Origin of the sequence: Marinomonas pontica (assembly GCF_026191375.1) — a bacterium.
GTDB lineage: Bacteria > Pseudomonadota > Gammaproteobacteria > Pseudomonadales > Marinomonadaceae > Marinomonas > Marinomonas pontica.
Window position 1 is genome coordinate 26,138 of the sequence record NZ_JAODTL010000023.1, and the last position, 12,932, is coordinate 39,069.

Consider the following 12,932-nt stretch of genomic DNA (forward strand, 5'->3'; position numbering starts at 1 on the left):
TGTCGAGGAAATTGTCATGATAACGCCGTTGCCGAGAGTTTTTTCGCCACCGTTAAGAAGCCGCGAAAGGTGAAATATTCAATTTTATTGAGATGTTCTACAATCCGATAAAGCGTCATTCGTATACAGGTGGCGTGTCACCTTCAAAGTTCGAAGAAAAGTACTTTTTAGAAATGACCACTGTCTAGCAAACTTCTAGGAAGGCCACTAGCTAACTAGTGGCGATTCATTTAAGTGTTAACCGAATACATACCGCGTAATTTGTCGGTAAGTATCTTCAGGTGCAAGTGAGATAGGAGGGAAGTGAGGTTGATTAGTGGCGTCTGGCCAATGTTGAGCTTCAAGAGCAAGACCAGCGTAAGCTGTTAATGGCCCTTGGTTTATATTCGATTGCGCGTCGAGTTGAATATGACGGCCATCGTAAACTTGTATACCCGGTTCAGTTGTTTGGTAGTTTAGCGTTAGCCCAGTAATTGGGCCTTTGAGTGTCGCAACTGTTTGCACTGGGCGGTTACTATTAAGAGAAAGACAGAAATTCGTGTCTAGTCCTGGGTAGTCTTCACGGCCTATGGTGCGAAGCTGATGGAAATCGAAAGCGCTGCCAGCGGTTGGGGTGACTTCTCCTGTTGGAATTAGCTCGTTATTGACTGGCAAATAATGATTGGCTTTGATGCTTAGTTGATGATCTAAAATAGAACCTTTGCCATCAAGGTTAACATAGCTGTGACCAGCAAAATTGCAAATAGTTAGCTTGTCGGTGGTGGCGGTAATTTCCATTTCTAAAGTGCTATCGAGTAGACGATAAAACACATCGACAGTCATATTTCCTGGATAACCCATTTCACCGTCAGCAAGTTTAGTTTGCAGCTGCACCATGTCGTCGATTTGCTCAATAACAGACCAATTCTTACTACCAGTACCAGTTGGCCCTCCATGCAAATGGTGAGATTCAGGTAAGGTGGGTGGTAATTGATAAGTTTTACCGTCAATTATCGCATGGCCTTTATTAGTCCTGTTTGCCACTCGCCCAACGATTGCACCGAAGTATTTTGCGCCTTGAATATAATCGCTAAGCTTTGGTGAGCCTAAAACTAAAGAATGTTCGTAGCCATTTAGATATATAGATTGAATGCTTGCACCTAGTGTCAGAATGGACACTTTAAGCTGTGCGTTTTTTAGCGTGACAGATTGAACTTGGTTTAAGTCTGGAGCTAGGTTCACGGAAGTGTCCTTTCAAAAGTAATGCTAGACATATTTTTTGTTAGTCAACTAAAGATACTACAAACATGTCAATTAATTTTGCTTTAGTTACCCCTGTTTATCAATACTATTTCAAGAATGTCGTATCGTCGCAATTTTTTGAGGAATGGGGTTGGGGAATCTGAATCTACCTCATATTCCTAAGAGATGAGCAACAATAGATGCCTGATAATGAAAAAAATATCCATAATGTTTTTTTTATAAAAAACGCTACACGCAAACAAAAAAGGTAATACCGCTTCTTGAGTCATCATTTTACATTCTACTGACTCCATACAGGAGCTCGTTCACTTAATAAAAATAACAAGGAATGACAAGATGAAAAAAATCGTATCTATGAGTTTACTTGCCACCCTTTGCGCAGCGACTTCACTTCCTGCTTTGGCCGCTGGTGAAAAGATCGGTTTGTTAATGTCTGACTTGCGTTTAGAGCGCTGGCAGAAAGACCGAGACATATTCACTTCCGCAGCAGAAGCCATGGGCGCAAAAGTCTATACCCAATCTGCAAATGGTGACGTCACTACTCAAATCTCCCAAATCGAAAACATGATCTCGCGTGGCGTAGATGTGTTGGTTATCGTGCCTGAAAACGGCGAAGTGCTAGGCAATGTGTTGGCGGAAGCGAAAGCGGAAGGCATCAAAGTCTTGGCGTATGACCGATTGATCAAATTTGCTGACATTGACTTGTATGTGTCTTTTGACAACATCCGAGTGGGTGAGATGCAAGCCGAAGCTTTGCTTAAGCGTAAGCCAAGAGGAAACTACTTCTTGATGGGTGGGTCTCCAACTGACAACAACGCGAAAATGTTCCGTCAAGGGCAAATGAACGTGATTCAACCGGCTATTGATGCGAAACAAATTCAGATTGTTGGCGATCAATGGGCAATGGGTTGGTCTGCTGAAGCGGCATTGAACATTATGGAAAATGGTCTAACCGCCAACGCCAATAAAATCGATGCGGTTGTGGCGTCCAACGATTCCACCGCGGGCGGTGCGATTCAAGCATTAGCGGCTCAAGGTTTGAGTGGCAAAGTGGTTATTTCTGGTCAAGACGCGGATCTCGCTGCCATGCGCCGTATTGTCGCTGGTACTCAAACCATGACGGTGTACAAACCGATTTCTAAACTGGCAACAGCCAGTGCTGAAATGGCGGTTAAACTGGCTCGTGGGGAAAAAATCCAGGTTACAGGTCACGTTAATAACGGCAAGAAAGATGTAGATGCTTTATTGTTAACGCCAATCGCTGTCACTAAAGACAACCTAGATTCCACCGTTATTGCTGACGGTTACCACACGCGTAACGCTGTTTACAATCCTTAGTTCATTCCTATTAATGGCACTCGAAAGAGTGCCATTTGCTTTTCATAAAGGTGTAAATATGAAGCAACCATTATTGGACATGCGTGGGATTATAAAAAGTTTCTCAGGTGTCCGTGCATTAAATGGCGTGAGTATCCAGCTTGATCCTGGTGAAGCCTTGTCTATCTGTGGCGAGAATGGTTCTGGTAAATCCACATTGATGAAGGTACTCAGCGGCGTTTGGCCTTTTGGTTCATATGAAGGCGAAATCTATTTTGAGGGGAATCTCGTCAAGGCATCCAGCATTCGAGATACCGAAGCGCTAGGGATTGTCATTATCCATCAGGAATTGGCACTCGTTAAAGAATTAACCGTCTTAGAAAATATCTTTCTTGGCAACGAACTTGGCTCGTTTGCAAGGCTCAATGACGAAGAAATGCATCGTCGTACGTCGGAACTTTTGGCACGGGTCAAACTGGATGTATTACCCGATACGCCTATCAGAGATCTTGGTGTGGGTCAGCAGCAATTGGTCGAGATTGCCAAAGCGTTAAACAAAAACGTGAAGTTATTGATTCTGGATGAACCAACGTCTTCTCTGACCACCACAGAAATCGAGATCCTATTGAACATTGTGAGCGAGCTGAAACAACAGGGCATCGCTTGCATTTATATTTCTCATAAATTGGAAGAAGTGCTGGCCTTATCCAATTGGGTCACAGTGATTCGTGATGGCGACCATATCGACACGCGATCCGCTGAGAATCTGACGCAAAATGACATTATCAGCATGATGGTCGGACGCGAATTAGACGAGCTTTTCCCACGGGAAGAGCACGATATTGGCGACGTCATACTGAAAGTGAATCACGCGACGGCGAAACAAGCCGGTGCCTCGCGTGCTCAAGTAGAAGACGTAAGTTTTGAATTACGGCAAGGTGAAATTCTTGGCATCGCAGGGTTGATCGGTTCTGGTCGAACGGAGCTGATGCAATGTTTGTATGGTTCTTACGATGGTAACTACGAAGCAGAGGTTGAATTGCATGGCGAGTCGTTAGCAATTCGTTCTCAGCGCACAGCGTTAGAAGCCGGTATTGCCATGGTGCCAGAAGACCGAAAGCGTCACGGTATCGTGCCTATTATGAGCGTTGGACGAAACATCACCCTTTCGGTTTTAAGTCAATATTCGTCATGGTTTGGTGCGATCAATGAAGATCAAGAAAGCCAAGACATCGATAATTATATTGCGCAACTGAAAGTAAAAACGGCGTCGTCTGAACTGTCAATTAAAAATTTGAGTGGTGGTAATCAGCAAAAAGCCATCATCGCCAAATGTTTATTAACGCATCCCAAAATTTTGATACTAGACGAGCCGACTCGCGGCATTGATGTGGGCGCCAAATACGAAATTTATAAACTGATGTTTGCGCTCGTCAAACAAGGTATGTCGATCATCATGGTGTCGTCTGAATTGTCCGAAGTCATAGGGATCAGTGACCGAGTATTGGTGATGCACGAAGGACGACTAAAAGGTCAATTTGACCACCAAGGTTTGACTCAAGAAATGATAATGAATTGCGCGATCAAAGAGGATACAGCGAATGTTTAAAACAATGAAAACCAGTCAATTACAACTGTTTGCTATGTTGGCGGCCATGTTATTGATCGTCGTCTTCTTTTCATTTGCGACGGACGGTGCCTTTGTGTCACCGCGAAATATTTCTAACTTAATACGTCAAACGGCCATTGTGGGTGTGTTGGCAATTGGTATGGTGTTCGTGATTATCAGCGCCGAAATCGATTTGTCTGTTGGTTCCATGATGGGGTTATTGGGTGGCATTGCGGCGATTTTGGATGTTTGGTTTCACTTTCCCATTTTATTCACAATCTTAATCACCGTGGTGTCTGGCTTAGTCTTGGGCTTGTTTAACGGCTGGTGGGTTGCGTATCAAAAAGTGCCGTCGTTTATTGTGACCTTGGCTGGAATGTTAGCGTTCCGTGGCATCTTGGTGGGGTTAACAGATGGTGTGACCGTCGCTCCAACGTCCAGTTCACTTGCGATTGTTGGGCAAAGTTACATACCTTCCGGTTGGGGCATTAGTGTCGTGGCGTTGTTGTGCCTTGGTCTGGTAGCGCGTGTTTATACTCGTCGTCAAGCAAGACAAAAGCACGGTGTGGAAAATCAATCGGCGAAATTTGAATACGCCAAAGCCACGATTGCGGTGTCTGTGTTGATGGGCTTGTTGTTCATCTTGGAAAGCTATCGTGGTATTCCAACGCCAATTCTAATTATGGGCGGACTGATTCTCATTGCAACCTACGTGGCAAAACGAACGGCATTTGGTCGTCGAGTGTACGCGATTGGTGGCAACATCGAGGCGACTCGCATGTCTGGCGTCAACGTTGAGCGTACCAAAATGTTGGTGTTTGGTTTTAACGGCATGATGGTGGCGGTCGCCGCTTTGATTCTGACCTCTCGTCTTGGCGCGGGTTCGCCAGCAGCTGGTAACATGGCTGAGTTGGATGCAATCGCCGCTTGTGTGATCGGCGGAACCAGTTTAGCTGGCGGTGTCGGTGCGGTATTCGGTGCCATTATGGGCGCACTGATTATGGCGAGTTTGGACAATGGTATGAGTATGTTGGACGTGCCGACGTTTTGGCAATTGATCGTCAAAGGCATGATTTTATTGCTCGCGGTTTGGTTGGACGTTAAGACCAAAAAAGCGCAGTAAGACGGTCTTTCATCATAGCGAATTTATGGATAGGTAATGTATGTATATCGGTATAGATCTCGGCACCTCAGGCGTAAAAGTCATTCTTATGGCGAAAGATGGACACGTCGTGGCGAGCTGCTCGTCACCTCTTTCCGTGTCGCGTCCTTTTGATCTCTGGTCTGAGCAAAACCCAGAAGACTGGTGGCAAGCAACGGATTTGGCCATGTTACAACTGGCTGCAGAAAATAACCTCCAAGAGGTGAAAGCCATTGGCTTATCAGGGCAAATGCATGGCGCGACGTTGCTAGGAAAGCTGGGCGAGGTGTTGCGGCCGGCGATTCTTTGGAACGACGGTCGTTCCCATGAAGAATGTTTGTTGCTGCAAAGACGGTGCCCAGAAGTGCAATCCATCACGGGGAACTTGGTCATGCCAGGTTTTACCGCTCCGAAATTATTGTGGGTGAAGCAGCACGAGCCAGATGTTTTTGCGCAAATTGATAAAGTGTTGCTGCCAAAAGATTATCTGCGTTTTAGGATGACAGGCGAGTTCGCGACGGATGTCTCGGATGCCTCAGGCACGCTTTGGTTGAACATGGAACAACGTGCTTGGAGCGACACCATGTTGCAAGCAACAGGTCTAAATGAACAACAAATGCCAAAGGTGTATGAAGGGACAGAAATCACGGGCACGATCAACGAGGCGTTAGCAAAACGTTGGTCCATGTCGGCTGTGTCTGTGGTGGCGGGTGGTGGCGATAACGCTGCAGGCGCGGTCGGCATGGGGATTATCAAACCGGAAGAAACCATGTTGTCGCTTGGTACGTCTGGCGTAATTTTCTCGGTAAGTGATGGTTTTACAGCGAATCCTGCGGTTGCGTTGCACAGTTTTGGCCATGCGATTCCAAATACATGGCACACCATGTCGGTGATGTTAAGTGCGGCGAGCTGCATTGATTGGGTTACTAAATTGACGCAATTTAACAGTGTGGAAGCCGCATTATTGGCCGCCGAAAACCGTGTTGATCATGCGAGTAACGTGACGTTTTTACCCTATTTAAGTGGGGAAAGAACCCCTCATAATGATGCCAATGCAAAGGGGGTTTTTTGGGGAATGACCCATGAAACTACGCCAGCGGATCTGGTTCATGCGGTGTTAGAAGGCGTGACCTTTGCCTTGCTCGATGGCTTAGACGCCGTGCGCTCGGCTCAGAATATTCATGACAGTATTGATGTGATTGGCGGTGGTGCAAAAAGTACCTATTGGTTGCAATTGCTGGCGGATGTATTTGCTATTCCGATGGATTACCGCGAAGGCGGAGAAGTTGGTCCTGCATTAGGTGCCGCACGATTGGCTGCGATAGGTGATCAAGGTCAGCAGGCGGTAAATGATGTTTGCGTGAAACCGACGTTGATAAAAAGGTATCAGCCAAACTTAGAAAACTCGGCGCGTTATGCGAAAAAACGAGAGCGTTTTCATGATTTATACCAAAGACTAAAAGGTCTTTAATCACGAAAAGCGGTACCGCCTTGTACCGCTTTTTCACTGTTTTACCACGATGTATTTTTTCTCCCCCTTTCCCTTCCCGATGGTCTGTGTATTCAAAATTACGATTTTTATTAATTTGTTTCTGATTTTTGCTATTCCCTTAGGACGGCTGAACCTTCAGAGGTTATGATTCTGATCGTAAAAATAAAAATTAGAGATGCCTTTGTATGTTTGAAAAACGCTACCGCCTTAACCTTGTGTTCAATGCCAATAAAGTCTACGACCGACAAGTCATTGAAGGTATTGGCGAATATCTGCAAGCCGCTCAATGTGATTGGGATGTGTACTTTGAAGATGACTTTCGCCATCGTTTGGATGGTTTAAACCATTGGAAGGGCGACGGCATTATTGCCGACTTTGATAACCCTGAAGTAGAAGCACTGTTAAGAAATACCGACATTCCGACCGTCGCCGTTGGTGGTTCTTATCATCATAAAAGTGACTATCCCCGTTTGCCTTACGTTGCCACAGACAACGCGGCGTTAGTGAAATGCGCGCATGAGCATTTAAAGCGCAAAGGTCTGCCGCAGTTCGCGTTTTATGGTGTGCCAAGCACAGACTACAGTCGTTGGGCGAGCGAGCGCGAACACGCATTTATCGAGCAAGCGGGTTCTGATGGTTTTGAACCCCATGTTCACCAAGGCTTGTTTACCACTGCAGAGCTTTGGGAAACAGCGCAACACGATCTAGAAACGTGGCTGCAAGGGCTGCCTAAGCCGATTGGCATTGTCGCGGTGACGGATTCCCGCGCGCGTCACTTACTGCAAGCCTGTGACCATTTGAACATTATGGTGCCGGATCAGGTTGCCATTGTCGGGATCGACAATGAAAACATGGCGCGCTATTTAAATCGCACCGCGCTGTCTTCTGTCGAACAGGGCTGCAAGCAAATGGGCTATGAAGCCGCGAAGATGCTGCATCGCATGTTGCTGGGTTACCCTGTGGAAGACTCGTTGGTGGTGGTCGATCCGATTGGTGTAGAAGAAAGGCAGTCGTCTGACTATCGAGCGTTGCGTGATCCTTATGTGATTCAAGCCATGCATTTTATACGTCATAACGCCTGTCGAGGTGTGAAAGTCGCGCAAGTGGTGGATTACATAGGCATTTCCAGAACCAATCTAGAAACTCGCTTTATCGACGAAATCGGCTGCTCCATGCATGAGCAATTGCACATGACCAAGTTTTATCGAGCGTGCGAATTGATCACCTCGACCAATCTCCCATTTGACGAAATCGCCCGAACCTGTGGTTACCCTTCCGTACAATACATGTACACGGTATCGCGGAAAAACTTAGGCATGACGCCAGGGGAATACAGAGTGTCGTCGCGGCTTGGTAAAGATGCTTAATGCGTTTGAAAAATAAATGAGACGATAAGATCAAACATAAAAAAACACAGGTCAGTGTCACTGGCCTGTGTTTTTTATTTTGTACTGACTGTTTCGGTGTTATTTATAGATAAAACCGTTCACTATATTTTCTAGCATCTCTTGACGACCAGAAACAGGTTGAGGGTCAATATTGTTTTTCTCTGCATATTCAGCAAGATCTTGCAGTGTATGCTTACCAGCCAAAATATCCGCACCCAAAGAGTCGTTCCATTTCGCATAACGCTGATCAACAAATTTCGCCAGTTTTTCATCTTCGATCATTTTCACCGCCCGTTCTAATGACAACGCCAAAGTGTCCATGGCGCCAATGTGACCGTGGAATAAATCTTCCAAATCCATCGATTGACGACGTAGCTTGGTGTCGAACATGTAGCCGCCGTTTTGGAAACCGCCGTTTTTCAGAATCTCATAGGTAACTAAAGTATATTCTTCAACACTGGTTGGAAATTGGTCTGTGTCCCAACCGAGTTGCGCGTCACCTTGGTTGGCGTCGACAGAACCGAGAAGACCCAAAGAGCATGCCGTGGCGATTTCATGATGGAAACTGTGACCCGCTAATGTGGCGTGGTTGGCTTCGATGTTGACCTTGATCTCTTTTTCAAGACCAAACTCTTTTAAGAAACCGTACACCGTCGCGGTATCGTAATCGTACTGATGTTTGGTTGGCTCAGCCGGTTTTGGTTCGATCAATAAGGTGCCTTTGAAGCCGATTTTGTATTTATGTTCAACCACCATTTGCATAAAGCGACCAAGTTGGGCGCGTTCACGTTTCAAATCGGTATTTAGTAAGGTTTCATAACCTTCACGACCGCCCCATAGAACATAGTTTTGACCGCCTAATGCTTTGGTTGCATTCATCGCATGAAACACCTGAGTCGCCGCGTAGGCAAAAATTTCAGGGTTAGGATTGGAAGCGGCGCCAGACATGTATCTTGGGTTGGAAAAGGCATTTGCCGTTCCCCATAAAAGCTTCACGCCAGTAGCTTCTTGCTTAGCTTGAAGGACATCAACCATTTCTGCGAAGTTGTTAATGTATTCTTTTAACGAACGGCCTTCTGGGCTGACATCAATGTCGTGAAAGCTGTAATAAGAAATGCCCAATTTTGTGAAGAACTCAAACGCCGCATCGGCTTTTAGCTTCGCTGCATCCATTTCGGATGCCGCTTTGTACCAAGGTCGATCAAAGGTATTTGCCCCAAAGACATCGCTTCCTTGCCAACAGAAATTGTGCCAATAACAGGCCGCCATTCTCAAATGCTCTGCCATGGTTTTGCCCATTAGCACCTTATTCGCATCGTAATGTTTGAAAGCAAAAGGGTTAGTTGAATTTGCGCCTTCGTACGTTATTTGCGGCACGTTCTTAAAAAACTCACTCATATCAGATCTCCTGATTGTTGTTATTTTTGTTCCTATGAATGATTGGTTTTTTGAGCGATTGCTTCAATTACGAAATTTCTTGAGGGCGTTATTGAATTTGTTGGCTGTCTGGCTAGGCCTCGGGCAGAGGATGAGGAACTAGTGGCGATTAATGTCTATTTACCCAACCAAAGTTTCAATTGTTAAGTGTTTCTGAGCAAAACGTAAATTATATAATTGAGCGATTCGATTGGTTAACTCGTTTTTAATACAATATAAGATGCTGAGATTGGTTGGCGTAGTCCACTCCATCTCACTAGTAGCCATGCCTAAAGCAAAAGTATGGTTTGAATCGGAGCGATAAACTATGACCAACGAGTACAGTACTGACTAGCGAACGACTATCGCATTACGAATAAAACGAGCAGGGGACGTTTGTTGATTAACATAGCGATAGCGTTGATCACTCGGGTAGCTGACGGATTGGCCTGCCTGAAGAACATGGGTTTGATCGCTAAGCTCTAGATGCAAAACACCTTCGATGATGTAAAGCATTTCATAGAAGCCTTGTGGGTCTGGCTCTGCTTGGTAAAAGTCGCCTGCTGCGAGTTTCCACGACCATAATTCCACTTCATTTTGTGAGATGACTGAGCAACCCAAATAGGCTTCGCTGCCAGCTTTCGCACCTTTCCAAGTCAAAATCTGTTCTGGCTGAGTCGTGTTGTCGATAGCAGGACGAACAATTTCAGAGAACGTCACGCCAAGCACTACTGCCAGTTGGTTTAATTTTGCGAGGCTGATGTTGGCTTGACCATTTTCAATAGAAGCCACCATTCTGCGGCTGACCTCGGATTGGTCGGCCAGTTGTTGTTGGGTCAAATGGCGCTCGCTGCGAAGGCGCTTTACATTTTCAGCCACGAACTCCAATACAGCAGGGGCTTCGGTAGGGTGTGAGTTGGACAAAGCAAACTCCATAAATTGCTTGTGCAGTATATTGCACAATTCGTGAGTGAGTGTTAATTTGTGCACTATATTACACAAATCAATAAGAGTTAACAGCTATGTTTCAAAACACAGTATTGCCATGGTTGGCACGTTGGATAGGCCCTAAAACCGCTTTGCTTATGGTGACAGTGGTCTGGGGTGGGACATTTGTGGTGGTGAAATTTGGTCTGACTTTGAGCTCTCCCATGTTTTTTGTGGCGTGCCGGTTTCTTGTAGCCGCTTTGGCGATTGGGCTGTTGTCCTATCAGTCGCTAAAACGCACCACCAAAGCCGATTTAATAGCGGCCATGGCCATTGGTTTGTCTATTACTGGGGGCTACGGCGCACAGACCGTGGGTATGCAGTACATCACCAGTAGTGAGTCGGCATTTATTACGGCTCTGTATGTTCCTTTGGTGCCATTTATCTTGTTTCTGGTGTTCAAAAAAGTACCCCATTACATGACCTGTATCGGTGCCTTGGTCGCCTTTATGGGGTTGGTGGTGTTGTCTGGCGGCGGTTCCAGCTCTCAAACTATGAACTTTGGTCACATCATAACGGCACTCAGCACCATTGCACTGGCGATTGAGATTATTTTAATTAGTCATTTTGCACCCAGCGTGAACCTTAAAAACGTCACGATTCTACAATTGTTCTTTGCAGCGGTGTTTGCCTTTATCAGTATGCCAATCGTCGGGGAAACAGAGCTTCCTGAATTCTCTTGGGCGTTAGTGGGCATTATTGGCGGGTTGAGTATGGCCAGCGCCATTATTCAGCTCACCATGAACTGGGCACAACGCAGTGTGGATTCTTCTACTGCCGCCATTATTTATGCGGGCGAACCGGTTTGGGCTGGCATCATTGGACGTATAGCGGGAGAGCGACTACCTGCGATGGCATTACTAGGCGGTGTATTGGTAGTGATTGGACTATTGCTTAGCGAGCTTCGACCAAAGCGTAAAAAAGCCTTGATCGAAACCCCAGCAGAGCAAGTCAAAGACGCATTAGAAAAATAGTACGCTGGCACCGTGCCAACACATGTAAACGCCGACAACACAGATCAGTGCGCCTGATAGATAGGGCGCGCGGGTTGCAATGCTATTAAGCCCTGACCAGCGTTGTTGGGCTTTACGAGCGCCAATCGCCGCAATGACACCGACCGATACTAGTGTCAGAGCCAGTCCTATGCTGAATGACAAAACCATGGTTGAACCAAGGGCTACTTCTTTTAATTGAAGACAGATTAAAAGCACTGTCACTGCGGCAGGGCATGGAATAAGCCCTCCAGTTAGGCCAAAAATAAGGATCTGCAGGTTAGTGGCAGGTTTATTTTCAAAACGCTGTTTGATTTCCATCGCATGGGCGCGCTCATGGTCATCAAAGTAGATTTCCTCTGGTTCATGACTATGATCGTGGTGGTCATGGTCATGGTCATGTGAATGATGGTGATGATGTGCATGACTGCGCTGAGTTCGCCAAATCATCCAGCTACCCATGATCAAAACAATTCCCCCTGAGAGCAACTGAATCCATGGTTCAACATGGGTGGCGGTGAGTTGATTACTGACATACAAACCGCCTAAAGCAATCAACCAAACTACCAATGTATGTGAAATCGTCGCCGCCAATCCGAGCATAATGGCTTGTTTGACGGTGCCGTGAATCGCGACAATGAAAGCCGCCATCATCGTTTTTGAGTGGCCAGGCTCTAAGCCATGCAAAGCCCCCAACAGGATCGCGCTAGGGATATACAGCCATGCATTGCCATTTTGTAGAAGTGAAACAAAGTCCATAGAAAAGTCTTTTAAAGTAAATGTTGAGAAAACTATACTCCCCCTTAGTATAAAATACTATGGGGGAGTATAATTGTCCTGCTATCTTTCCCAGTACAATAGGCACTATTCATTCATCAATAGGTTTGGCTATGTCGCATACGATAAAAGACAAAAAGAAGTTGCTTGCACGTGTTAGTAAGATCCAAGGCCAAATGAATGGTTTGAAAAAAATGCTAGAGGAAGATGGCGAATGTGAAGCCGTATTACAACAAGTAGCCGCAGTAAAAGGTGCGGTGAGTGGCGTGATGCGTGAGCTGATCAAAGGACATTTGGTGGAACACATCGCTGAGCAAGAAGATGCTCAAAAGCGTGAACAGGATATGCAAGTCATCCTAAAAGTATTGGATTCTTACATTAAGTAATGACACTGTGACTCAAAAGAAGAGTGAGCTCTGCCAAGGTTTAATCAAGGGTAGCGGCAGGTGATTTCTAGTTGGCTGACTCTGTTGAATTCATGTTCTGTTGAATTCATGTTCTTTTGATAACGCTGGGTTATCAATTTTGCATCATAAATGTAGTTGGTTGCGTTGTGCGCGATACTATCAAA

Annotated in this window: 11 protein-coding genes; 7 read left to right on the plus strand and 4 right to left on the minus strand. The window is 45.8% G+C overall.

Going from position 1 to position 12,932, the window contains the following annotated elements; all coding sequences use genetic code 11:
- Nucleotides 1-237 precede the first annotated feature (237 nt).
- The gene (locus N5P32_RS04940; protein ID WP_265728020.1) at nt 238-1,221 is read right to left on the minus strand and encodes an aldose epimerase family protein; all 984 of its coding nucleotides are present in this window, start codon (nt 1,219-1,221) and stop codon (nt 238-240) included.
- A 357-nt stretch (nt 1,222-1,578) separates the two neighbouring features.
- Between N5P32_RS04940 and xylF the strand changes: the two genes are divergently transcribed.
- From xylF to N5P32_RS04965, 5 genes are all read left to right on the plus strand, one after another.
- Nucleotides 1,579-2,580 carry a D-xylose ABC transporter substrate-binding protein gene (gene xylF / locus N5P32_RS04945; protein ID WP_265728021.1) on the plus strand — a complete coding sequence of 334 codons (1,002 nt, stop codon included), beginning with the start codon at nt 1,579-1,581 and terminating at the stop codon, nt 2,578-2,580.
- A gap of 58 nt (nt 2,581-2,638) precedes the next feature.
- Complete coding sequence (locus tag N5P32_RS04950) at nt 2,639-4,168, plus strand: xylose ABC transporter ATP-binding protein (protein ID WP_024023970.1); 1,530 nt, start codon at nt 2,639-2,641, stop codon at nt 4,166-4,168.
- The gene (locus N5P32_RS04955; protein WP_265728022.1) at nt 4,161-5,291 is read left to right on the plus strand and encodes a sugar ABC transporter permease; all 1,131 of its coding nucleotides are present in this window, start codon (nt 4,161-4,163) and stop codon (nt 5,289-5,291) included. The genes N5P32_RS04950 and N5P32_RS04955 overlap by 8 nt, the downstream gene beginning before the upstream one ends.
- A 40-nt stretch (nt 5,292-5,331) precedes the next feature.
- The gene (gene xylB / locus N5P32_RS04960; RefSeq protein WP_265728023.1) at nt 5,332-6,780 is read left to right on the plus strand and encodes a xylulokinase; all 1,449 of its coding nucleotides are present in this window, start codon (nt 5,332-5,334) and stop codon (nt 6,778-6,780) included.
- Nucleotides 6,781-6,986: 206 nt separating this feature from the next.
- Nucleotides 6,987-8,168: a XylR family transcriptional regulator gene (locus N5P32_RS04965; RefSeq protein WP_265728024.1), complete on the plus strand. Its 1,182-nt coding sequence runs from the start codon at nt 6,987-6,989 to the stop codon at nt 8,166-8,168.
- Nucleotides 8,169-8,267: 99 nt separating this feature from the next.
- On the opposite strand, the gene xylA is transcribed toward N5P32_RS04965, so the two are convergent.
- Together xylA and N5P32_RS04975 are read right to left on the minus strand one after the other, a co-directional pair.
- On the minus strand, nt 8,268-9,587 hold the full coding sequence (gene xylA / locus N5P32_RS04970; RefSeq protein ID WP_265728025.1) for a xylose isomerase: 1,320 nt from the start codon (nt 9,585-9,587) through the stop codon (nt 8,268-8,270).
- Nucleotides 9,588-9,956: 369 nt separating this feature from the next.
- Nucleotides 9,957-10,529: a helix-turn-helix domain-containing protein gene (locus tag N5P32_RS04975; RefSeq protein WP_265728026.1), complete on the minus strand. Its 573-nt coding sequence runs from the start codon at nt 10,527-10,529 to the stop codon at nt 9,957-9,959.
- Between the two features lie 98 nt (nt 10,530-10,627).
- On the opposite strand from N5P32_RS04975, the gene N5P32_RS04980 reads away from it, so the two are divergent.
- A complete protein-coding gene (locus tag N5P32_RS04980; RefSeq protein ID WP_265728027.1) occupies nt 10,628-11,566 on the plus strand; it encodes a DMT family transporter in 939 nt (312 codons plus the stop codon).
- On the opposite strand, the gene N5P32_RS04985 is transcribed toward N5P32_RS04980, so the two are convergent.
- Nucleotides 11,555-12,343, minus strand: a complete 789-nt coding sequence (locus tag N5P32_RS04985) for a nickel/cobalt efflux transporter (protein ID WP_265728028.1) — start codon at nt 12,341-12,343, stop codon at nt 11,555-11,557. The two genes, N5P32_RS04980 and N5P32_RS04985, sit on opposite strands and share 12 nt — an antisense overlap.
- 131 nt (nt 12,344-12,474) lie before the next feature.
- On the opposite strand from N5P32_RS04985, the gene rcnR reads away from it, so the two are divergent.
- Nucleotides 12,475-12,747 (plus strand): Ni(II)/Co(II)-binding transcriptional repressor RcnR, encoded by a 273-nt coding sequence (gene rcnR / locus N5P32_RS04990; RefSeq protein WP_265728029.1) that lies wholly within the window; start codon nt 12,475-12,477, stop codon nt 12,745-12,747.
- Nucleotides 12,748-12,932 lie beyond the last annotated feature (185 nt).